Genomic DNA, 22,967 nt, shown 5'->3' on the forward strand with positions numbered 1-22,967 from the left:
GCGCACTAAGCAGGAGCGCTTAGCTCTTTTTTTTGCCTTGCTTGCGATTTTCTTCTGCGGTCTCATCACCCGTATTCAGGCGTGCGATCTCTTTATCAGAAGGAACATAGACCACCTCTGATTCCGAGAAACTATCCGGCCAGGTTTTCTTCCCAGGGGAAAACAGCATCCAGAAATGCCCCACCCCTAAACAGATCAGGGAGAAAGCGCCACAGAAAAAGCGCATCAGTGACTGCGTCAGAGAGATCGGGCGACCATCACTGTTCTGGATACGGATGCGCCACGCCTGCATACCCAAGGTCTGACCGGTACGACGCCAGAAGAAGGTGAAAAAGCCAAAGGTCACCAGAAACAAAACACTCTGAAAACCCGGCCCGGCATGGTCATTCATCGCATCAACCCCTTCCGGCAGGAAGGGCAGCCGGGCAAAGCCCAGCAGCATCCAGATAGCGACAATAATAAGAAAATCGTACATCATCGCCCCTAATCGGCGAACCAGTCCCGCCGGGCGTGTATAAATCTGTTTTGGAAACGGGCGACCACTTGTTGTCATTTCTCAGCCTTAATATGCATTAAAAGAATAAAACTAAACTGCCTCTAACCGGTTCTTCGGATAAGAAAAACCCCATACAAGGCGCAGCCTATTGCCGGTGTCAGCACGGCCCACACAGGATCGAAACCATACACAACACTGGCGGGGCCTAAAATATCCTGAACATATTTCACAGCCAGACCGACGATAACACCACTGAAGACACGGGTACCTGCCGGTGCGGATCGTAGCGGGCCAAACACAAAGGATGCCGCAACCAAAACCAGCGATGACAGTGTTAATGGCAGCAACACTTTCTGCCAGAAAGCCATCTCATGCTCGTGGGATTTCAAGCCCTGATCCTTGAGGTATCGGGAATACCGCCACAGATCTGAAGGTGCCAGATACCGTTGCTCCAGAATAATAACTTTCATCAGCTCCGGCTTCAGGTCACTGCTCCAGAAAATAGAAGGGATCTGTTCATTGATAACCCGGTGAGTGCCAATATTTGCCTTTACAGCCTGGTCCAGTATCCAGCCTTTTTTATCAAAATCATAACGCCCGGACTGAGCATAAGTGATTGAGAGTAATCTTTTACCGGTTTCATCAAAGCTATGGCGCTGGACTCCGGATAACTTTCCATCCGTCCGGATCGATCTGAAATAGAAGTAATCATTACCATCCCTGAGCCACACACCCCACTTCCCTGCCGCATTGGTTGTATCCCAACGCTTCATCGTGCGGTAGTTCTGCGCCTCTACCTCTGTTTTCGGAGAGATAAACTCCCCTACAAAAGCCGTTACCGCGATAATAAGTAACATCGGCTTCATCACAGACCAGATAATTCGGGTGATTGAAACCCCTGCGGCCCGAATAACAGCTAATTCGTTATTACTGGCGAGGCTACCCAAGCCAATCAGGGCTCCGACCATGACGCCCACTGGTACAAGATCATAAAAGCGACGCGGAGCACTCAACATCACATAATAAAGTACATTGCTAAGTTGATAACTGTCATTCAGGTTATCAAGCTCATTAACCAGCGCCAACATCATATCCAGACCCAGTAGTAACATCTGAACAATCAGAACCGCTGCAAAAACACTCTTAGCAATATACCGGTCCAGGGTTTTCATACCTCTTGCCCTCTCAGGCCAGAGGACTTAAACATATTCGCCACGGGCTCTTTTAGTAACAGATACGCTGCAATCATTAAGAAAACACCATGTACTACCCATAAACCAACTGCAGGGTCCAGCTTTCCTTTCTCAATCATCCCCTGAACAGAGATCAAACCACTCAGATAAAAGATATGTAGAAAAATGGCAGGAAAAAGCTTCGCAAAGCGCCCCTGTCTTGGGCGCACATAACTTAAAGGCACTGCAATCATGGTCACAACAATCACCATCAAAGGCAACGATATCCGCCATTGAAAAGCGGCCTGATGCTCAACCTTATCGGAGTTCCACACAGCCGATGTTGGCATCTGACGGACTTTATAAGAGATCGTCGCGGCTTTTCTTTCTGACATGCGCACGGCATAACGCCCGAAAGTCAATAATGAAAAGTCCCCCGAACCGGCCCGCCCCTCAGTACGGGAGCCATTCTCTAAAACCAGGTAACGGCTGCCGGTTGTCGCATCCAAATACTGATACCCCTGCTCAGCTTTAAAAACTGCGGTTCGTTTCTGCCCATCATCACCAGTGATCTCCTGTGACAAAAATACCGTATGCATCCGGGTATTTGAGTCAGTCAACTCCTCCGTATAGACCACCTGTCCGCCGGAGAACTCCTGAAAACGACCTGGCTTAATCGTGGAAAAATCGACCCGCTGCTTCTGCTCCTCCAGAATCTGAGCAACCCGGGACTCACTCCAGGGCGTCAACCAGAGGCTAAAACTGGCAACAACAGATGCTACAAGCAGGCCTGTCATCAGGGTATAGCTCAGTAATCGATTGGGTGAAAAACCACAAGCCATCAAAACTCCCATCTCATTTTCCTGGTAAAGCCGGCCATAGGTCAGCATGACAGACAGAAAAAAACCAAGAGGGAGAATCAACTCCAGCACCGAAGGAAACTGCAACAGAAGAAGTGTCCAGAGAAAATCAAGAGACAGGGAGCCTTCCGCAACATCCTGAAAAAGACCAATAAACCGCCCGCCAAGAATAATCAGCAGCAAAACGGCAGATACCGCTGTCAGCGTCAGCAGTACCTCTCGGACCAGATAGCGAAACAGGATCAAAAGATGCTCCTAAGATATGAAACGATAAGCCAAAGTGCTTATGTCAGGTTCGATAACCTCTTCTGTGATACGTCCATATCACTTTCGGTTACCACAGGCATTGCGTAAACTGTCAGCAGTCACCATATACTACTGAGTCAAACGGGCAAATTATCTAATAACAGACTGCTTTTGTCTTGCCTGTCATCATTTCAAGTGGGGTTTTTATGTTCTTTAACGCTACAACTCAAGCACTATCCGAAGTAACCGCTGACTGCCACATCGCATTTGTCGCTGCAGACGCAACACTTGGCAACAACGCACAACAGCTGGATAAAGCCAGCGGTGATGCCATTAGCCGTATCTTAAAACTCGGGGACTTCAGCGGAAAATTTGGCCAGACACAACTGCTGCCGGAAGCGGGTGAACTAAAAGGCCGGCTACTACTGGTGGGCACCGGTAAAGCTGAAGAGCTGAAAGAGGGTAAATTCCGTACCCTGATCAAAAATATTATCAGTGCCGTAAAAGACACCAAAATCAAATCTCTGGCCCTGAGCCTTGAAGATGTTGAGTTCAAAACCCGCGATCTGAACTGGAAAGCACGCCAGTTTGCTGAAAGTACAGTCACCACCCTCTATGTTTTTGACCAGCTGAAAAGCAAGCAGGCTGACCCCAGCGCTCTGAGCAGCATCACCTTGTCTATACCGGGTGCAGAAGGAGCGGTTCAGAAAGCACTGGATACCGGTGCAGCAACCGGTGAAGGCATGAACCTGACACGTACCCTGGGCAACCTGCCGGGTAACATCTGTACGCCGGTTTATCTGGCACAACAGGCGGAAGAGCTGGCAAAAGATTTTGACGAGCTGTCCCTGACCATCCTGGATGAGAACCAGATGGCCGAGCTGGGCATGGGCTCTCTGCTGTCCGTTGCCAAAGGTAGTGTCGAAGCACCACGCCTTGTGGTCATGGAGTACAAAGGCAACGGTGATGCCAAACCCCATGTTCTCGTGGGCAAAGGCGTTACCTTTGACTCCGGCGGTATCAGCCTGAAACCTGGTGAAGGCATGGATGAGATGAAGTACGACATGTGTGGTGCCGCCAGCGTATTTGGCACCATGCAGATGCTGAAGCAGCTGAAACCTGCCATCAATGTTGTCGGTGTCGTTGCTGCTGTTGAGAATATGCCCGCCGGTAACGCCTCTAAGCCAGGGGATATCGTTACAACGATGTCCGGTAAAACCGTCGAAATTTTAAATACTGATGCTGAAGGCCGCCTGGTTCTTTGCGACGCTCTGACGTATATCGGCAAATACAACCCGGAAACGGTTGTTGATATCGCCACGTTAACCGGAGCCTGCATTATTGGTTTGGGTCATCACGCAACCGGGCTTCTGTCCAATGACGATACCCTGGCCGCTGAGCTATTAAGCGCAGGTATTGACGCAAGTGACAAAGCCTGGCAAATGCCGCTGTGGACAGAGTATCAGCAACAGCTGGATTCTAATTTTGCCGATATGGCCAATATTGGAGGTCGTCCTGCCGGCACCATCACGGCAGCCTGCTTTCTGTCCCGCTTTACTGAAGACTACCGCTGGGCGCACCTGGATATCGCTGGAACAGCCTGGCATAGCGGAAAAGAGAAAGGTGCTACAGGACGCCCGGTACCTTTGCTGACCCAATACCTGCTGTCTAAGGCTGATAAAGCCTCATAAACAGAACCGGTGATAACCGGAGGTATTGATTACTAAGCACTCAGTCGCTTCCGGGCCAGAGGGGCTCAACCAACATGGTTGAGCCCCTTATGTCTTAATGACTCAAATATTTAAGTGATTTTTATAGCGTAGCGGGTTACAGAGTGACCGGCGTTAATGTTGTGGCAGTGATACCGACTCAGCACAAACCCGATTGCGCCCCATATTTTTGGCACGGTAAAGTGCTTCATCCGCCCGGTAAACCAATTGATCCAGTGTCGAAGCTTCAACAGCATCATAAACCGCCACACCAATAGATACCGTAAAAGCAATATTGTCTCTTGCACTATTATTGATGCGCAAAGCCTCTGTTGCAGCCCTTATATGTTCAGCGCAGGCGGCAGCGGCCGACAGGTTCATTCCAGGTAAAACCGCCAAAAACTCTTCACCACCAAAGCGTGAGAAGTATCCCTGAGCCCCCAGGCACTCCTGGCATAACCGCGTAAATGCAACAAGAACGTCGTCCCCGATACTATGGCCGTAGGTGTCATTGATATTTTTGAAATGATCAATATCCAGCATCAGTATGGCCAGATTATCCTTTTCTGAAGACATCTCTTCCAGAGCATGAAGAAACAGCTTTTCAACATATCGACGGTTATAGGCACCGGTTAAAGCATCGGTATTAGCAAGCGCTTTCAAACGTTGTTCCAACTCTAACTGCAAACTAATATCCTGCACACTGCAGCGACTGATCGTTAATGCGGAGCCGTGAAATTTGGATGAGATCGCACTGGCAACAGGTAGCCAGCGGCCATCTTTACACTGAAGATCCAGACGTAAATCACCCACATAATGTGTCGACATCGCCAGATTAAGCTGGGCCTTCGAAGCATCTGACAGCATCTCTCTCAGGTGTTTTTTATTGACTAACTCATCCCGGTCATAGCCCAGATATTCCAACGTTTTATTGTTGGCATTCGTGATAAGGCTGGTCGCATCAAAGGTCAGATAACCCACGGGGGCATTGTAATAAAGGTCTTCCAACTCTGCGGTATAGCTGTTTCTTTGCTGCTCATTAATTTTTTTAGCCACTTGGTGTTTTAAAAAAAACCAAACCAAAGTAAAGGTAGAGAAATAGATGATAAAGATAAAAAACTTAACACCGGAATGATGATAAAAAGCGTTGGCCAACCACTCATCTTTTGAGGTCCGAACCATAGAAAACCATGACTGGACTTTTACATCCTGCTTTAAGCCCAGGTCAGCGGTAAAGCGCCCATCCGAGAACTCATCAAACTCTGCGGGCCGAATTTTACGGTAGCTAATCAGCTCATCGTTAGCATCAAAAGCCCCCTTTGGTTCTTGCTGCATCTGCTGCCATAGCTCAGGGTTCCATGCCGAGAGCACTTTGTCCGGCATACCCAACTGCCAACCCCATTCGCTTTCTCTGAAGTGATTTGACAGCCAATAACCATCACTATTGACCAACATACCCCGATCACCAGCTTCAAAATGTGCCCGGAAACGATTCAGAAAATAGCCGGCTTTATAGTTAAGCACCACCATAGCGATAGGCGCACCAAGGTCATCGGTGAGCAGCGTGACCGCACGAATAACAGGTTTATGGGGCTGTTCAATCTCACCCCGCTCTACATTCAGATCTAATGGCGACAGGTAAACCTGACCCGGTGCGAGCTTCAAGCCCTCCTGAACGTAATAACGGTCGTGTTTATTTTGCAGGTGTTCAGCAGCAACAGGACGTGCTCCATCGGTATAGTCATTGATACGGATAAGCTCCTGACCCGACAGGTCAATAATCCGAACCTGATCATAACGACTGTCAACATCCGTAGCACGGCGGAAAACATCCTCTACTACCAGCCGGTTTGCTTTAGAGGGCGTCAAGATAAAATGCCGCACACTTGGCAGAATACTCAGTTGCTGTGCATCCAAAGCAACACGCAACACAAACTGATGAATACGGTTTTCGGTAAGATTCAGCAGATACTGATGGCGCTCAATCGTTTTACTCTTAAGCCCCTGATCGTATGCTTGTTTTCCCGCCAGGAGAGCCAGGCTTATAACAAGATAGGCACCACAGGTGAGTATAAATAAACGCTTCCATTCCTTTTTTAGGAACTGGACAGATTCAAACATTAAGTGTGCTCTCCCGGTAAAAGCCAACATGCTGTCCCTGCCTTAGAAACATCTGTCCCATACCGACCATCCAAATACGGATGCCTTTAGGGTCAGTCAACGATAGCCAGACGTCCAGCCCGTCAGGATACTACCATATCCATTTCTGGTGTTATCGTATTGTTTTTTCAGGTGTTACAATACCCATATGCTCTACCGGTGACATTTGTATTTATGTCAAAACCACCAACAATCTGTTACAAAAAGCCTGCTGGAAGCAACTGATTCAGCGACTCGTTACGGGCACCCTACCGATATGACACAAGTTGACTTCTACATTTTGCCTGCCACCGAGCCTGAAAATCAGCTTCATTTCGCCTGCCGTTTGGTTGAAAAAGTGCTGCATAAGGGCCACCAGGTCTATATCCAGGCCGCTGATGAAACTCAGGCAAAAGAGATTGATCGCCTGCTTTGGGAATTTCGCCCGGATAGCTTCATCCCGCATCTGATGGTTGATGATGAAAAGATCCAGGAAGTTCCTGTTGCCATCGGTCATGCGGATGACTGCGCCCACCATCACGATGTGATGATCAACCTTTGTTCCCATGTCCCGGATCATTTCAGCCGTTTTGAGCGAGTTGCCGAGATCATTTTTCAGCAGGAGCCGCTCTTAAAGGCTAAGCGTAACGACTGGCGCTTTTACAAAGAGCGGGGCTATGTACTGAACCGCCATGATATGCGCCGCTGATCACCAACAGGAAAATCACCCTCCAGCCACAATTTCTGGCTTCACGCTGGTATCAGGCGGTTATCACAGCCTTAAACGCCATGTATAATCGACCGATTATCAAGTACTGATCCGTATCGAGTCCGAAACAGTCTCCAGTACGATCTAACAATTTCCGTTCGCTGCCCGCCTGTGTCCTTCTGACCTTTCAGCAGGCAGCCAACCTGATTAGCGGTGAACCAGACCTCCATGGAAAAGACTTACCAACCCGAACAGATTGAACGCACCTGGTATCAGAACTGGGAAGAGAACAAATACTTCCGCCCGTCCGGCGAAGGTGATGCTTATTCCATCGTGATTCCACCGCCAAATGTCACGGGTAGTCTGCACATGGGTCACGCTTTCCAGTACACCATTATGGATGCGCTGACCCGCTACCGCCGTATGCAAGGCCGCAATACACTCTGGCAGGTGGGTACAGACCACGCAGGTATCGCCACCCAGATGGTAGTTGAGCGCAAGCTGGCCGCTGAAACAGGTGAGAGCCGTTATGATCTGGGCCGAGAATCTTTTGTCGAAAAAATCTGGGAATGGAAAGAGGAGTCCGGCGGCACCATCACCAAACAGATGCGTCGACTGGGCAACTCCGTAGACTGGGAAAACGAACGTTTTACCATGGATTCCGGCTTCTACCATGCGGTGCAGGAAGTCTTTATCCGCCTGCATGATGAGAGCCTGATCTATCGCGGCAAACGTCTGGTGAACTGGGACCCGAAACTGCACACCGCCATCTCTGATCTGGAAGTTGAGAACAAAGAAGTTAAAGGCAAGATGTGGTACCTGCGTTACCCGCTGGCTGATGGTGTTAAAACTGCCGCCGGTGAAGACCACATTGTAGTGGGTACAACCCGTCCGGAAACGCTTTTAGGCGATACCGGTGTTGCGGTAAACCCGGAAGATGAGCGTTATAAAGATCTGATCGGTAAGTTTGTTGAGTTGCCACTGGTGGGTCGTCGTATCCCGATTGTGGGTGACGAACACGCGGATATGGAAAAAGGAACCGGCTGCGTAAAAATCACGCCGGCACACGATTTCAACGATAACGAAGTGGGTAAGCGCTGTGGTCTGCCGATGATCAACATCCTGACCCTGAACGCAGACATCCGCGACGCCGCACAAACCTTTAACACCGACGGCTCCGTTAACACTGAGATCGACACCTACATCCCTGAGCAATACCGTGGCATGGAGCGCTTCGCCGCCCGTAAAGCGATTGCCGCCGAAATGGAAGAGAAGGGGCTGCTGGTTAAGATTGAAGAGAACAACATGACCGTGCCTTACGGTGATCGCGGCGGCGTGGTGATCGAACCCATGCTGACCGACCAATGGTTCTGTGATGCCAAAACACTGGCTAAGCCGGCCATCGAAGCGGTTGAAAATGGCGACATCAAGTTTGTGCCTAAGCAGTACGAAAACATGTACTTCTCCTGGATGCGTGATATTCAGGATTGGTGTATCTCCCGTCAGCTGTGGTGGGGTCACCGTATTCCGGCCTTCTACGATAACGAAGGCAACGTTTATGTAGCCGCTTCTGCTGAAGCAGCCCGGGAGAAATACAATCTGGATCTGGAAACCGAGCTGCGTCAGGACGATGACGTACTGGATACCTGGTTCAGTTCCGCCCTGTGGACTTTCGGCACCATGGGCTGGCCAAACGATATCGAGAAGATGAAAACCTTCCACCCGACCGATACCCTGGTGACCGGTTTCGACATTATCTTCTTCTGGGTCGCCCGCATGATCATGATGACCATGCACTTCATCAAAGATGAAGATGGCAAGCCGCAGGTACCGTTCAAAAACGTCTACGTCACCGGTCTGATCCGTGATGAGAACGGCGACAAGATGTCCAAGTCCAAGGGTAACGTACTGGACCCGCTGGATATGATCGACGGTATCGATCTGGAAACTCTGCTGGAAAAACGCACCGGTAATATGATGCAGCCTCAGCTGGCTGAGAAGATCGGCAAGCGCACCAAGAAAGAGTTCCCGGAAGGTATCACCGCCCACGGCACTGACGCCCTGCGCTTCACCCTGGCGGCACTGGCCTCTACCGGCCGTGACGTTAACTGGGATATGAAGCGCCTGGAAGGTTACCGTAACTTCTGTAACAAGATCTGGAACGCCGCCCGTTACGTGCTAACCAACACCGAAGGTCAGGATTGCGGTCAGAACGGCGAAGACGTGATTCTGTCTCTGGCAGACCGCTGGATCATCAGCAGCCTGCAACGTACCGAAGAAACCGTCATGCGTCAGATGGACGAATACCGTTTCGATCTGGCATCCCAGACCCTGTACGACTTTATCTGGAACCAGTATTGCGACTGGTATCTGGAGCTTTCCAAGCCGGTACTGTGGGATGAGTCCGAAGGTGAAACCGAGGAAGAAAAAGCCCAGTTGGCAGCACTGAAACGCGGCACCCGTGGCACTCTGGTTCGCGTTCTGGAAGCGATCATGCGTCTGTCGCACCCGATCATGCCGTTTATCACCGAAGAGATCTGGCAGCAGATCAAAGGTCTGGCCGGTAAAGAGGGCGATACCATCATGCTGCAGCCATACCCGGCTCCTGTGGCTGAACTGATCGACGAAACCGCTGAAGCCGATATCGAATGGCTGAAGTCTGTGATCGTCAGCATCCGTAATATCCGTGGCGAAATGAATATCGCACCGGGTAAAGAACTGCCGGTACTGATTCAGCACGGCAGCGACGACGACTTCCGCCGTCTGCAGGATAACTACGTATCTCTGTCCAAACTGGCCAAGCTGGAAAAAATCACCTGGCTGGAAGATGACGAAGAAGCTCCTATGTCGGCCACCAAGCTGGTGGGCAAAATGGAAGTACTGGTTCCCATGGCCGGCCTGATCGATAAAGACGCTGAACTGGGCCGTCTGACCAAAGAGATGGAAAAACTGCAGAAAGAGGTGGGGCGTCTGGAAGGCAAACTGGGCAATGAGAAGTTTGTGGCCAGTGCACCGGAAGAGGTCGTTGCCAAAGAGCGTGAAAAACTGGCATCCGCACAATCATCACAAGCCAAACTGCAGGAGCAGTATAAAAAGATCGAGGCACTCTAAACGCCCCGATACAGGTATGACCTGATCAGAAATGCAAGCCCGGTTCGCCGGGCTTTTTTATGTCGGACGTTTATCTGACCGGAAGCAAACCGGATACAATAAGCATCTGTACACCTAACCAGTATTTACCTAAACTATTTGCCCTTCACCGATTCGCTCGATACGGCAGAATGAGAGGTCATTGTGGATAACCCGATTCAACATCACATTATTTATGTGCACGGTTTTAACAGCTCCCCCGGCTCTTTTAAGGCGCTGCAACTGAAAGCTTTTGTCGAGCAGAACCAACTGGAGCCGACCTACCACGCCCCAATGCTCAGCCACTGGCCGGAAAAAGCCATGGAGGCACTGGAAGATCTGTTGGAACAGATCAAATCCGGTGATCAGGCCAAAGGGAAAATCACCCGAATTTTGTTGGTGGGCAGCTCATTAGGCGGCTTTTACAGTACCTACCTAATGGCTCGCTACCCCGGTCTTAAAGCTTTTCTGATTAACCCTGCTGTTTTCCCCCAGGAGTTGCTACCTGCTTATCTGGGCCTGAATACAAACCTTTATACCGGCGAACAGTACGAGCTGACACAGGATCATATGCAACAGCTGCGACACTTGCACCTTGCAGAACCTGCCTGCACCCAAAATATCAAGGTATTGCTGCAAACAGATGATGAAATTCTGGACTACCGCCGGGCCGAAAACTACTACCGTCAGGCTGATGTCACCGTCATTCTAGGTGGCGACCACGGCTTTCAGAACTTCGAGCAACACTTCACAGACCTGCTGGACTTTGCAGGTATCAGCTACCCCGATCAGCTGACCATGCCGGAAGATGATGCTGTACTGAAATTACGGGAACAGGTTTAAACCCGTAATCCCCAGCACAGCCGGTATCACAGAAGATAAAAGAGATTCAGGAACATCCATGAGTGCAGATAAACCGACACAAAGTTATAACGCCCAGGCCATTGAGGTATTAAGCGGACTGGACCCGGTGAAAAAACGTCCGGGTATGTACACAGACACCACCCGCCCCAACCACCTGGCCCAGGAAGTAATTGATAACAGTGTCGATGAAGCACTCGGCGGTTTTGCTCAAAACATTCAGGTCTGCTTGTTTAAGGATGGTTCCCTGTCAGTGGAGGATGACGGTCGGGGCATGCCCACGGACATCCACCCGGAACACGGCGTATCCGGGGTTGAGCTGATCCTGACCCGCCTGCATGCCGGTGGTAAATTCTCGAATAACAACTACCAGTTCTCCGGCGGCCTACATGGTGTCGGTGTCTCCGTCGTTAACGCACTATCCACAAGATTGGAAGTCTATGTAAAGCGTGGCGGTGAGCAACTAAAGGTTGCCTTTGCCCATGGTGACAAGGTTGAAGATCTGGAAGTAATCGGTACCGTAGGTAAACGTAATACAGGCACCAAAGTTCACTTCTGGCCAGAAGTGAGCTATTTCGACAGCCCTAAGTTCTCCGTCACCAAACTCAAGCATAACCTACGGGCAAAAGCGGTTCTTTGCCCGGGTCTGCATATCACCTTCTGGGATGAGAACACAGGGGAAACCACTGAATGGCAGTTTGCTGATGGCCTGACAGACTATCTCAAGCAGGCCTCTGTTGACTGGGAAACCTTACCGGCCTCCCCTTTTACTGGTAGCTTCAGTGCATCAATAGAAGCCGTGGACTGGGCATTACATTGGCTACCGGAAGGTGGTGAGTTACTCACAGAAAGCTATGTAAACCTGATTCCCACTGCCCAGGGCGGCACCCATGTCAACGGCCTGCGTGCGGGCTTACTGGATGCTCTGCGGGAGTTTTGTGAGTTTCGTAACCTTATTCCCCGAGGTGTAAAACTAACCCCGGAAGACCTTTGGGAGCGTTGTAGTTACGTTTTATCCGTCAAAATGCAGGACCCTCAGTTTGCGGGTCAGACCAAAGAGCGCCTCTCCTCCCGTCAGACCGCCAGCTTTGTTTCCGGCGTGGTAAAGGATGCTTTCAGCCTCTGGCTGAACCAGCACACCGCTGAAGCAGAAGCCCTTGCAGAAATGGCCATCAGTATCGCCCTGAAACGCCTGCGCGCCAGCAAAAAAGTGGCCCGGAAAAAAGTGACCCAGGGCCCGGCTCTGCCCGGAAAACTGGCGGACTGCTCCGGTCAGGACACGGCACGTTCCGAACTGTTTCTGGTGGAGGGGGACTCTGCAGGCGGTTCCGCCAAACAAGCCCGGGATCGTGAGTTTCAGGCGATTCTGCCCCTGCGAGGTAAAATTCTGAACACCTGGGAGGTCAGCTCCGATCAGATTCTCGCGTCTCAGGAAGTACACGATATTGCCGTGGCACTGGGTATCGACCCCGCCAACCCGGATCTGACCGGTCTGCGTTACGGCAAGATCTGTATCCTGGCCGATGCCGACTCTGATGGCCTGCATATCGCCACCCTTTTGTGTGCTCTCTTTATCCGCCACTTCCCGGCGATGGTCGACAACGGCCATGTCTTTGTTGCTATGCCGCCACTGTACCGTATCGATATCGGTAAAGAGGTGCACTATGCACTGGATGATGATGAGAAACAGGGTATTCTGGATCGGCTGGAAGCGGAAAACAAACGCGGTAAGGTAAACGTGCAGCGCTTCAAAGGCTTGGGTGAAATGAATCCACTGCAGTTACGGGAAACCACCATGGACCCGAACACCCGCCGCCTTGTCCAGCTAACCCGTGAAGAACACGACGGGACAAATGAGATGATGGATATGCTGCTGGCGAAGAAACGCTCCGGTGACCGTAAGGACTGGCTGCAAACTAAAGGAAATCTGGCAGAGGTTTAAGCCTTTCCCGCAATCAGAATAACCTTCACCCTCGTTCCCACGCTCCGCGTGGGAATGTATAGCTGTTCCCGTGCTGCTACCACGCAGAGCGTGGGAGCGAGTTACACAGAAACGAACTCTATGTGAGTCGGGCTTTAGCCCGTCAATCTCCCTATTGTTGCCCTAAGACCGGAGCTTTATGAGCCTCTTCCTACTTTATCTGGCCACCATCTTTCTGATTATCGCCACACCCGGCCCTTCGATTCTGCTGATCATGCAGCACTCGGCATCCTATGGTGTAAAACGCAGCTTTTATAACGCTTTAGGCGGCGTCAGTGCCGCACTCATTCTGATCATATTATCACTGGGTGGTGTCGCGTTTCTGATTCAGGGCATCTGGATCAATGTACTGTCGATTCTCGGCGCTTGCCTGTTAGTTTGGATCGGCTTTAAAAACTTCAAGCCGATAGTCTTGAGCGAAGAGGGCGATCATACAGAAAGTAATAAAGAGCTCTTTAAAACGGCGTTCTATACCGGCATCAGTAACCCCAAAGATCTGATCTTTTTTGCCACCCTGCTACCGCAGTTTATCATCACCGACCTGCCCTACTGGCAGGCGTCACTGTATCTTGCCTTCGGTTGGCTGGTGTTGGATGTCAGTATTATGATGAGTTATGCACTGGGCGCGCACCTGCTGGCGCAAAAACTCAGTATGGGCGCACTGAACAAAACCCGAGCCTTTAGCGGCGTATTACTGATCCTAATCGGCGGGGCGCTACTATCAAGCAACGCATATCAGTTGGTGTGATATCTCAGGCTTTGCGGTAAAAAACCTCTCCAACACGCTCGATATGATCAAGCAAATCAGGATTCTCAATCTGGTTATAAATTGAGAGATCAATTTGATAGGGCAACATAAGATCATCAAGACACGTTTCCAGAGCGGTAAAACGCTCCCAACTTATATTGCCCATCAGAGTCAGGTCGATATCAGATGCCGCTCTAAAATTACCTTTTGCGCGTGAACCGTAGAGAACAACCTGCTCAACTTCCTGAAAATCAGCGAAAATACTCTGATACTGCTGGATATCCTGCTCGGAAAGACCAAAACGTGCAGTCATCTTAAAACTCTTCATCCAGCTGGTTTTGTTTTTCGCTAAAGGTTTTGAAGAACTCAGCAAACAAAACAGAATACTTGTGCTGCAGGTGATTCAGAATCTCTTTGGCGGTCTCTTCGTTGTATGTATGCACTGTTCGATTTCGGTCCTGCAACATCGCCAACCAGGTATGACCGTCTGAGATCAACTCACGCTTAAAGCCTTCTCGGATTGCATCGCGGGAACCCGATATCGTCTCAATCCCCTGCCAAACCAGAAAGTCCCGTAGTACGTTCCACGCCAGCTCATAGGTGAATTCGAAAGCCTGAATCGCACCTTGCTTTTCGATATTACTCAGCTCACGGGCAGCCATCAGATCCAGAGCTTCCTGCAGCTGACTGTATGCTTTTTTGAAGTGGTTAAAACGCTGAGACCAGCGAACATCTGTCATAACAGGCCTATTTTTAGTTGGGGTAACGATGTGTAGAGTCTATCAGATTTGGGATCGTCCAAGTGAGTTGCAAGGACTGGAGCGATGTAGTTTGATTGTCGCAATTATCAGATAGACAGGGATGACTATGAATTGGTCTAAAGCAATGGCAGTGGGTTATGTTGCATCAATCGTTCTTGGTGCCGTTATCGGAGGTTCATTTGCACCGGCGTGGTCTGGCTATGTTGTACTTACTGGTTTAGCTTTGCTGCCCCTCATTATTTTCCTCAAGCCCGAAGCACTACAATCAATGTCACGCCATCACTTTGCTGAAAAATTCAAAATGGCTTTTGGTGGAATTTCAGCTTGGCTATGGGGAATTGTCATATTTTCCACAGCAGGCTCAGTATTACTTGCTGTAACGGATACAGAAAAAAGCGGGACTCATGAGTTGGTAACACCTATTCTCCAGTCTATCGTGGCTGCATTTGTTTTCTATGTAATTGATGTGAACTATAGTCGAAACCAAAAGCAAAAACATGCCTATAAGCTGTCATACAGATTCCTAAGAAACATCACTCATCACGCAAAATCCCTTATCGTTCACCTTTGCGAGATCCAAGAATTTCCAATTGAAATTTACGATGGGTATCTAAAAAACAAACTAATCTGGAAGCCTGAATTTGATATTTTTTTCTCTATACTTGATGGCGCTAAAGAGCATAGATACTGCGCTTACGACCGAACCGTGACCCCGCACAAAATGTGTAATACTCAAGAACTTCTCTGGCGGCACTATCAGTCAATCCAAAAGAATATCGCTAAATCAAATCGCTGGTATGGTAGTGTCATTGGCGATGAATATATTCAAGTGCTGATGGAAATAGATTCATGCTACTTGATACAAGAATATATTCCGACGTTTTGCGACCCCGAAAGCCCATATAGAATCCCCCCAGAAAAAAGCAACCCGTCAATTCCACAATACTTTTGCGAATACATCATACTTTGCCAGAAGCTAGAGCAGCTTTTAGATAAAGATATTGTTGATTAATCCCTCTAATAATAAAAACCCGCTGCGATCTCTCACAGCGGGCTTTTAAGGTTCTGCATCTTAGCTAGGCTATTAGTCCAGCTGAGACAGATCCCGTACTGCGCCTTTGTCGGCGGAGGTGGCGAGCAACGCGTAGGCTTTCAGCGCGGCAGAAACTTTACGCGGACGATCTTCAGCCGGTTTCCAGCCCAGTTTGTCCTGTTCGGCGCGGCGTTTTGCCAGCTCTTCATCGGATACCAGCACGTCGATGGTGCGGTTCGGGATGTCGATGCGGATCATATCGCCATTGCGTACCAGACCGATAGCACCGCCAGCGGCTGCTTCCGGTGAACAGTGGCCGATAGACAGACCAGAAGTACCACCGGAGAAGCGACCATCGGTCAGCAGAGCACAGGCTTTACCCAGACCTTTCGATTTAATGTACGACGTTGGGTACAGCATCTCCTGCATACCGGGGCCGCCTTTAGGGCCTTCGTAGCGAACAATAACGACTTCTCCCGCAACGACTTTGTCATCCAGGATATTAGCTACGGCTTCGTCCTGAGATTCTGTCACATGGGCCGGGCCTTCAAACACCAGAATAGATTCATCCACACCGGCGGATTTCACCACACAGCCATCCTGTGCGATGTTACCGTAAAGTACTGCCAGGCCACCCTCCAGCGAGAAAGCGTTTTCCAGCGAGCGGATACAGCCGTTTTCACGGTCACCATCCAGTGTCGGCCAGCGGGTCGCCTGACTGAAGGCGGTCTGGGTCGGGATTCCGGCTGGGCCTGCTTTGTAAAGCTCGACCACCTCTTCCGACGGGTTACGCATGATATCCCACTCGTCCAGAGCGTCTTTCATAGTGTCGCTATGAACGGTTGGTGTGTCGGTGTGTAGCTTACCGGCACGATCCAGCTCACCCAGAATACCCATGATGCCACCGGCGCGATGCACATCTTCAATATGGTATTTCTGAGTATTAGGCGCGACTTTACATAGCTGCGGGATCTCCCGGGATAAGCGATCAATATCCTTCATGGTGAAGTCGATTTCCGCTTCCTGAGCGATGGCCAGCAGGTGCAGAATGGTATTGGTGGAACCGCCCATAGCGATATCCAGCGCGATAGCGTTTTCAAACGCTTTAAAGCCTACAGAGCGCGGCAGAACACGTTCATTCTCCTGCTCATAGTATTCGCGGGCCATCTCAACGATGCGGTGACCGGCGCGCTGGAACAGTTTTTCACGATCAGCATGGGTTGCCAGCACCGTTCCGTTACCCGGCAGCGCCAGACCCAGAGCTTCAGCCAGGCAGTTCATGGAATTGGCGGTAAACATACCGGAGCAGGAACCACAGGTGGGGCAGGCAGAACGCTCAACGGCATCAACCATCTCATCAGTGGCGGTCGGGTCTGCAGCCAGTACCATGGCATCCACCAGATCCAGCTTATGTTCAGCCAGCTTGGTTTTACCGGCTTCCATTGGGCCACCGGAAACAAAGATCACCGGAATATTCAGGCGCATAGCCGCCATCAGCATCCCCGGAGTGATCTTGTCACAGTTAGAGATACAAACCATGGCGTCAGCGCAGTGGGCGTTAACCATGTACTCCACAGAGTCAGCGATGATGTCCCGGGATGGCAGTGAGTAAAGCATGCCATCATGCCCCATGGCGATGCCGTCATCGATAGCGATAGTATTAAACTCTTTAGCAACACCACCGGCTTCTTCAATCTGACGGGCAACCAGCTGGCCCATATCTTTCAGGTGAACATGGCCCGGCACAAACTGGGTAAAGGAGTTGACAACCGCAATAATCGGTTTCTGAAAGTCATCATCTTTCATACCGGTGGCGCGCCACAGGGCACGGGCGCCAGCCATATTGCGGCCTGCGGTGGAGGTCTTGGAACGATACACGGGCATGGGTAGTCCTCAGCAACTTGGTGCGGGTAAAAGCCTTATCAGAACAGGGGGTTTACCCTTCTTCATAGGTTAACTCTTGCAAGCCACTTTTTTACCATTGTGACGCCGGTATGGCTAGGCATAGAGGATGGAAAAACGGACTTAAAACAGAAATTTTCACTACAAAGCCTGTTCTATACTGGTAATAACAGACTATTTATATTGGATTTTACTGGCAGAGCCTTGTTTTTCAGAATCCAAAACCGGGTTTTGGTTCTTAGCAGCGCCTTTTCTCCTTTTGGCATCAGGGAAACTGTCGGTCAACCTGAGCAGAGCGTACAAGGAGCATCTTATGCTTATCGGCGTACCAAAAGAGATCAAAAATCAGGAATATCGCGTAGGAATAACACCAGCAGGTGTCAGCGAACTAACCTGTACCGGTCATCAGGTGATGATTGAGCACAATGCGGGGGAATCGATCGGTTTCCCTGATAGCGCCTATCAGGCAGCGGGGGCCAGCATTGAGACCGATGTTGCTGTTCTCTTCGATAAAGCCGAGATGATTGTAAAGGTAAAAGAACCTCAACCGGCAGAGTATGCCCGCCTTAAGCCTGGTCAGCTATTGTTTACCTATCTTCATCTGGCACCGGACCCTGAACAGACTAAAGGACTGATCAAATCCGGCTGCACCGCCATCGCCTATGAGACCGTCACGGATACTCACGGTGGCCTGCCTTTATTAGCTCCCATGAGTGAAGTAGCCGGTAAACTTTCCGTGCAGGCCGGTGCCCGCTGCCTGGAAAAATCCATGGGAGGCCGAGGTGTTCTGCTCGGCGGAGTACCTGGGGTGGAACCAGGCCACGTTACCATCATCGGTGGTGGTGTCGTTGGTGAAAATGCAGCTCGGGTGGCGATGGGTTTAGGTGCAGAGGTGACCATTCTGGATCGCTCTGTCCCTCGCCTTCGGGAGCTGGAAGCCCGCTACGCCGGTCGCCTGAAAACACTCTACTCAACTCAGGAAGGGCTGCTCAACTGTATTCGCCGTAGCGACCTGGTGGTGGGTGCCGTGCTGATTCCGGGGGCCGCAGCGCCTAAACTGATCACCCGTGAGATGCTGAAAGAGATGCATAAAGGCAGTGTACTGGTGGATGTGGCTATCGATCAGGGCGGTTGTTTTGAAACCAGTCGGGCAACAACTCACGACAAACCTGTGTTTATCGAAGAGAGTATTGTGCACTACTGCGTCGCCAATATGCCTGGGGCTGTTGCCCGCACGGCAACGCTGGCACTAACCCATGCAACCCTGCCCTTTGTACTTGCACTGGCTAATAAAGGTTGGCAGCAGGCGATAAAAGACGATATCCATCTGATGAGAGGACTAAATATCCATGCAGGACAGGTCACAAATCAGGCCGTAGCAGAAGCGCTGAATTATGCTTACATCAAGCCAAGTGGCCTGATCGGGTGATTCAGGCCCTTGCTTAGAGTCTTATACGCAGGCAAGGCGGGAGCTTCCTCGGAGCTAAGAAAGCCCTGCCTTTTCCAACAGCCTCAGTTAAAGCGCCTTCACAAATACCTTAGAGTTACGCTGCCAGTTGTACAACTCCTGGCGGGCCCGAGGTAAAGCATCAACATCGGCAGGCTCAAAGCCTCGCTCACGGAACCAGTGAGCAGTATGGGTTGTTAAAACAAACAGGCGATTTAAACCAATACGGTTAGCGCGTTTCTCAATATGCTGCAAAATCAGATCACCCCGCTGCCCACCCTGATATTGCCGATGCACCGCGACACAAGCCAGTTCGCCGATACCTTCTTCCCCAAAAGGGTACAAGGCGGCGCAGCCGATCATCATGCCATCCAGTTCCACCACGGTGAACAGATCAATCTCATTTTCTAAACGCTCCCGTGAACGTCTTACCAGTACACCCTGCTCTTCAAGGGGTCGGATCAGCTCCAGAATACCACCGACATCTTCAATGGTGGCATCCCGTACCTGCTCATACAGCTCTTGGGTGATCATGGTGCCGCCGCCATTGCGGGTGAACAGCTCCTCGATCAATGCACCATCCTGCTGATAACTGATCAGGTGAGCACGATTGACACCAAAGCGACTGGTTTGCCATGCCGCATGAAGCGCAGCATAACCGCCGGAGGTCTCATCCAGCGTTTCAAGCCGACGACCAGCCTCACGGGGCGGCATCACCCGAATCACCTCTCCGGTATCATCCAGCAAGCCCTGCCTCTCACTGAAGACCACCAACTTATCGGCTTTCAGCTCAATGGCAGCGCGGGTGGCCACCTCCTCGACACTTAACGAGAACACCTCTCCGGTAGGCGAAAAACCTAGCGGAGGTAGCAAGACAATAGCTCGATCATCCAACTGACGATTAATCGCGTCACAATCTACCTTACGCACCTGTCCGGTATGGCCAAAATCTTTGCCATCGATCACACCAACGGGGCGCGCCGTTATCATATTGCCTGTCGCGACACGAAGTGAAGCTCCATGCATCGGAGAGTTTGGCAGCCCCATGGATAAACGGGACTGAATATCGATACCCGCTGAACCTGCCGCATCTTTGACCGCTTCCAAAACCTCATTGGTGATCACCGGACGAGCACCGGCATACTCCAGCGATAAGCCCCGTCGCTCCAGTCGCTCCATGATCTGAGGGCGGGCACCATAAGCCAGCACCAGACGTACCCCCAGGCTATTCAGCAAGGCGAGGTCGTTGATGATATTGGCAAAGTTAGGGTGCTGAATCCCCTGTCCATCCAGCAGAACAACAAAGGTTCTGCCCCGGTGGGCATTGATATAAGGCGAAGAGTTGCGAAAACTGCGTACATAGTCACTAGTGGCCTGAAGACAGTCACGGGTGGATTTCAGGCAGTCATTTGTCGGTTGAGCAGTTGAGTCCAAGGTCGCTAATCCCAGCAGATCAGAAAGGTAGAGTATGCTCTGGCTGATAACTGCAAACCAGAGTCAGGCGGTACAAACGATTGTAGTCGGGCAGCACGCCAGAGAAAAGAGATGAAACTTAAACGATTGAAATCACGGATAGCAGAAACAACAATGGCCGCAAAAAGCGACCATTGTGAACGGAGTTGTCTGAAATCTCTGCCTAGCCAAAAATTCCCTTCAGCATAAAGAAGAAGAAAATCGACAGTGCCGCACCCGCAGGTAGTGTAATAATCCAGGACATAAAGATCGTTTTAACGATATTCATATTCAAAGCGGCCATGCCACGGGCCAGACCAACACCCAGAACAGCACCAACCAGAGTATGTGTTGTGGAGATCGGCAGCCCTGTGCCTGAGGCGATCACAACCGTCGCAGCCGCCGCCAGCGTTGCGGCAAAACCACGACTTGGCGTCAGTTCCGTAATATTCGTACCAACCGTTGCGATAACCTTATGGCCATACATAATCAGACCAGCAACAATACCGCCGCCGCCCAGCAGCAAAATCCATGCAGGCATAACCGATTTACCAGCGACAATACCGCCACTTTCAACAACGGCAACAACCGCGGCCAACGGACCGACAGCATTTGCCACATCGTTGGAACCGTGTGCAAATGCCATGGCGCAGGCGGTAAACATCATCAGAACGCCAAATACTTTTTCGACACTGGAGAAGTGAAACTCTTTATCTGCCTTCTCGTCCCGCTTAACCGACTTCAGCATCCAGACACCGATTAGCAGCACACCAATACCCACAGCAACCGACCATAGGGTCGCTTCAGGAAAGCTCAGGTGCAGGCCCACATGCTTGAGCCCTTTCAGCAGCGTCACCATCGCGATGATAAAGCCCACCAGAAACATATAGAAAGGGACATAACGTTTTGCATTTGCAAAAGGGTCATCCTTTTCAAGAATCAGCCCCTGAACACTACGGAACAGTGCAAAGGCGATCGTACCGGCCAATAGCGGAGAAACAACCCAGCTGGCTGCAATCTTACCGACTTTGCCCCAGCTAACGGCATCCATAGAGATACCCACCGCAGCAAAACCGACAATCGCCCCTACAATGGAGTGTGTGGTGGAAACCGGCCAACCAAAATGAGTGGCCACCAGCAGCCAGATACCAGCCGCCAACAGAGAGGCCAGCATACCGTACACCAGTAGTTCCGGTGTCCCGGAGAGCAGACCGGGATCGATAATGCCTTTGCGGATCGTTGCTGTCACTTCACCACCGGCAAGATAAGCACCGGCAAATTCAAACAGAATCGCAATCACAATCGCCTGCTTAATCGTAATTGCTTTAGAGCCAACAGAAGTACCCATGGCATTCGCCACATCGTTGGCACCTACGCCCCAGGCCATAAAAAAACCGAAGACACAGGCCAGGATAATAAATACATCAGTGTACTGAGCTAGAATCGACATAAAATAACCATTGGTTGTCTGATATTAAGTGGTTACAACAGGCATTATTTCGCCAGCAGAATCTGTAAGCGGCTACCCACACGCTCAGCCCGATCAGATACATCACCAATCCAATCGATGATCTTATACATAAAGATCGCATCAACCGGTGGTAACTCGGTTTCGAGACTGAACAGCTGGGCACGCAGCGTAACCTGCAGTTTGTCAGCTTCGTGTTCGCAAACATCAATCTTGTGGATCTTCCTCTTCACCTGTTCAGATTCATGGCGACCAAAACCGGTTTCAATTAACTCATCGATCTCATGCAGCGCACGACTGGCATATTCTGCGGCTTTAACCGCTTTTTCGACATAGGTCATCATGGCGTCAGCTAATGAGGCAGGAATCCGCATACGGCGACCCAGCATGATACCGGCGATGTCTTTTGTCTTATTGGCGATTTTGTCCTGAACCGTCAGCAGTTCCAGCAGATCGGAACGAGGCACAGGCATAAAAAGACTCTCCGGCATATTCATGCGGATCGCTGTTTTCATATCATCAGCTTCGTTCTCCAGGACAGCGATCCTTTGCTGCAGTTTTTCAGCGTGTTCCCAATCTTCTGCTAATACCGCCTGAAAAAATGGAATCAACTGTTCAGCACAGTTGAAGGACTTGGACATATGATCCTGCATCGGACCAAAGGGGGAGCGCCCAAAGAGCTTGGAAAATGGATTACTCATGTGGGTATCTGCCTTGGAGTATGAATTTGCGCGAAAGTATAAGAGCTGTTTTTCGCCGTGTCATAAAAAAATCTCAGTTTTGTCATCTTTATTTGACTTAACTGTCACGATTTCTTGGTAGGAGCAATTTATATGTCAGTTATATTACAGCTT

Annotated in this window: 18 protein-coding genes; 8 read left to right on the plus strand and 10 right to left on the minus strand. The window is 50.4% G+C overall.

What is annotated here, in order from left to right; genetic code table 11:
- Positions 1 to 19: 19 nt before the first annotated feature.
- The 3 genes from BTA35_RS08480 to lptF are packed head-to-tail and all read right to left on the minus strand — an operon-like array spanning position 20 to position 2,774.
- Positions 20 to 553, minus strand: a complete 534-nt coding sequence (locus BTA35_RS08480) for an RDD family protein (protein WP_078319388.1) — start codon at positions 551 to 553, stop codon at positions 20 to 22.
- Positions 554 to 597: 44 nt separating this feature from the next.
- Positions 598 to 1,668 carry an LPS export ABC transporter permease LptG gene (gene lptG, locus BTA35_RS08485; RefSeq protein ID WP_078319389.1) on the minus strand — a complete coding sequence of 357 codons (1,071 nt, stop codon included), beginning with the start codon at positions 1,666 to 1,668 and terminating at the stop codon, positions 598 to 600.
- Positions 1,665 to 2,774 carry an LPS export ABC transporter permease LptF gene (gene lptF, locus BTA35_RS08490; RefSeq protein WP_078319390.1) on the minus strand — a complete coding sequence of 370 codons (1,110 nt, stop codon included), beginning with the start codon at positions 2,772 to 2,774 and terminating at the stop codon, positions 1,665 to 1,667. Before lptF ends, lptG begins: the two co-directional genes overlap by 4 nt.
- A 206-nt stretch (positions 2,775 to 2,980) precedes the next feature.
- On the opposite strand from lptF, the gene BTA35_RS08495 reads away from it, so the two are divergent.
- Positions 2,981 to 4,465, plus strand: a complete 1,485-nt coding sequence (locus BTA35_RS08495; RefSeq protein WP_078319391.1) for a leucyl aminopeptidase — start codon at positions 2,981 to 2,983, stop codon at positions 4,463 to 4,465.
- A 153-nt stretch (positions 4,466 to 4,618) separates the two neighbouring features.
- On the opposite strand, the gene BTA35_RS08500 is transcribed toward BTA35_RS08495, so the two are convergent.
- Entirely contained in the window at positions 4,619 to 6,604 is a 1,986-nt protein-coding gene (locus BTA35_RS08500) for a sensor domain-containing diguanylate cyclase (protein WP_160054954.1), read from the minus strand.
- A 295-nt stretch (positions 6,605 to 6,899) separates the two neighbouring features.
- On the opposite strand from BTA35_RS08500, the gene BTA35_RS08505 reads away from it, so the two are divergent.
- The 5 genes from BTA35_RS08505 (at position 6,900) to BTA35_RS08525 (ending at position 14,050) form a co-directional block, all read left to right on the plus strand.
- Positions 6,900 to 7,331: a DNA polymerase III subunit chi gene (locus BTA35_RS08505; RefSeq protein WP_139363639.1), complete on the plus strand. Its 432-nt coding sequence runs from the start codon at positions 6,900 to 6,902 to the stop codon at positions 7,329 to 7,331.
- A gap of 228 nt (positions 7,332 to 7,559) precedes the next feature.
- Positions 7,560 to 10,442: a valine--tRNA ligase gene (locus tag BTA35_RS08510; RefSeq protein ID WP_078319394.1), complete on the plus strand. Its 2,883-nt coding sequence runs from the start codon at positions 7,560 to 7,562 to the stop codon at positions 10,440 to 10,442.
- A gap of 183 nt (positions 10,443 to 10,625) precedes the next feature.
- Positions 10,626 to 11,303, plus strand: a complete 678-nt coding sequence (locus BTA35_RS08515) for a YqiA/YcfP family alpha/beta fold hydrolase (RefSeq protein WP_202931224.1) — start codon at positions 10,626 to 10,628, stop codon at positions 11,301 to 11,303.
- 58 nt (positions 11,304 to 11,361) lie between these two features.
- Positions 11,362 to 13,263: a DNA topoisomerase IV subunit B gene (parE, locus tag BTA35_RS08520; RefSeq protein WP_078319395.1), complete on the plus strand. Its 1,902-nt coding sequence runs from the start codon at positions 11,362 to 11,364 to the stop codon at positions 13,261 to 13,263.
- A 178-nt stretch (positions 13,264 to 13,441) separates the two neighbouring features.
- Entirely contained in the window at positions 13,442 to 14,050 is a 609-nt protein-coding gene (locus BTA35_RS08525; protein WP_078319396.1) for a LysE family translocator, read from the plus strand.
- Positions 14,051 to 14,054: 4 nt separating this feature from the next.
- Here the strand turns inward: BTA35_RS08525 and BTA35_RS08530 are convergent, their stop codons facing one another.
- Together BTA35_RS08530 and BTA35_RS08535 are read right to left on the minus strand one after the other, a co-directional pair.
- Positions 14,055 to 14,363 (minus strand): nucleotidyltransferase domain-containing protein, encoded by a 309-nt coding sequence (locus BTA35_RS08530; RefSeq protein WP_078319397.1) that lies wholly within the window; start codon positions 14,361 to 14,363, stop codon positions 14,055 to 14,057.
- 1 nt (position 14,364) lies between these two features.
- Positions 14,365 to 14,790: a nucleotidyltransferase substrate binding protein gene (locus BTA35_RS08535; protein ID WP_078319398.1), complete on the minus strand. Its 426-nt coding sequence runs from the start codon at positions 14,788 to 14,790 to the stop codon at positions 14,365 to 14,367.
- A gap of 127 nt (positions 14,791 to 14,917) precedes the next feature.
- Here BTA35_RS08535 and BTA35_RS08540 point away from each other — a divergent pair, with 127 nt between their 5' ends.
- Positions 14,918 to 15,823: a hypothetical protein gene (locus tag BTA35_RS08540; protein WP_078319399.1), complete on the plus strand. Its 906-nt coding sequence runs from the start codon at positions 14,918 to 14,920 to the stop codon at positions 15,821 to 15,823.
- 72 nt (positions 15,824 to 15,895) lie between these two features.
- Here the strand turns inward: BTA35_RS08540 and ilvD are convergent, their stop codons facing one another.
- Complete coding sequence (gene ilvD / locus BTA35_RS08545; RefSeq protein WP_078319400.1) at positions 15,896 to 17,728, minus strand: dihydroxy-acid dehydratase; 1,833 nt, start codon at positions 17,726 to 17,728, stop codon at positions 15,896 to 15,898.
- A gap of 331 nt (positions 17,729 to 18,059) precedes the next feature.
- On the opposite strand from ilvD, the gene ald reads away from it, so the two are divergent.
- Positions 18,060 to 19,175 (plus strand): alanine dehydrogenase, encoded by a 1,116-nt coding sequence (gene ald / locus BTA35_RS08550; protein ID WP_078319401.1) that lies wholly within the window; start codon positions 18,060 to 18,062, stop codon positions 19,173 to 19,175.
- An 87-nt stretch (positions 19,176 to 19,262) separates the two neighbouring features.
- On the opposite strand, the gene argA is transcribed toward ald, so the two are convergent.
- The 3 genes from argA to BTA35_RS08565 form a co-directional block, all read right to left on the minus strand.
- Positions 19,263 to 20,627 (minus strand): amino-acid N-acetyltransferase, encoded by a 1,365-nt coding sequence (gene argA / locus BTA35_RS08555; RefSeq protein WP_238377538.1) that lies wholly within the window; start codon positions 20,625 to 20,627, stop codon positions 19,263 to 19,265.
- Between the two features lie 202 nt (positions 20,628 to 20,829).
- Entirely contained in the window at positions 20,830 to 22,095 is a 1,266-nt protein-coding gene (locus tag BTA35_RS08560) for an inorganic phosphate transporter (protein ID WP_078319402.1), read from the minus strand.
- 44 nt (positions 22,096 to 22,139) lie between these two features.
- Positions 22,140 to 22,814, minus strand: coding sequence for a TIGR00153 family protein (locus BTA35_RS08565; protein WP_078319403.1), 675 nt, complete (start codon positions 22,812 to 22,814; stop codon positions 22,140 to 22,142).
- Between the last annotated feature and the right edge of the window lie 153 nt (positions 22,815 to 22,967).

The organism is Oceanospirillum linum (assembly GCF_001995095.2).
GTDB classification, from domain to species: domain Bacteria; phylum Pseudomonadota; class Gammaproteobacteria; order Pseudomonadales; family Halomonadaceae; genus Oceanospirillum; species Oceanospirillum linum.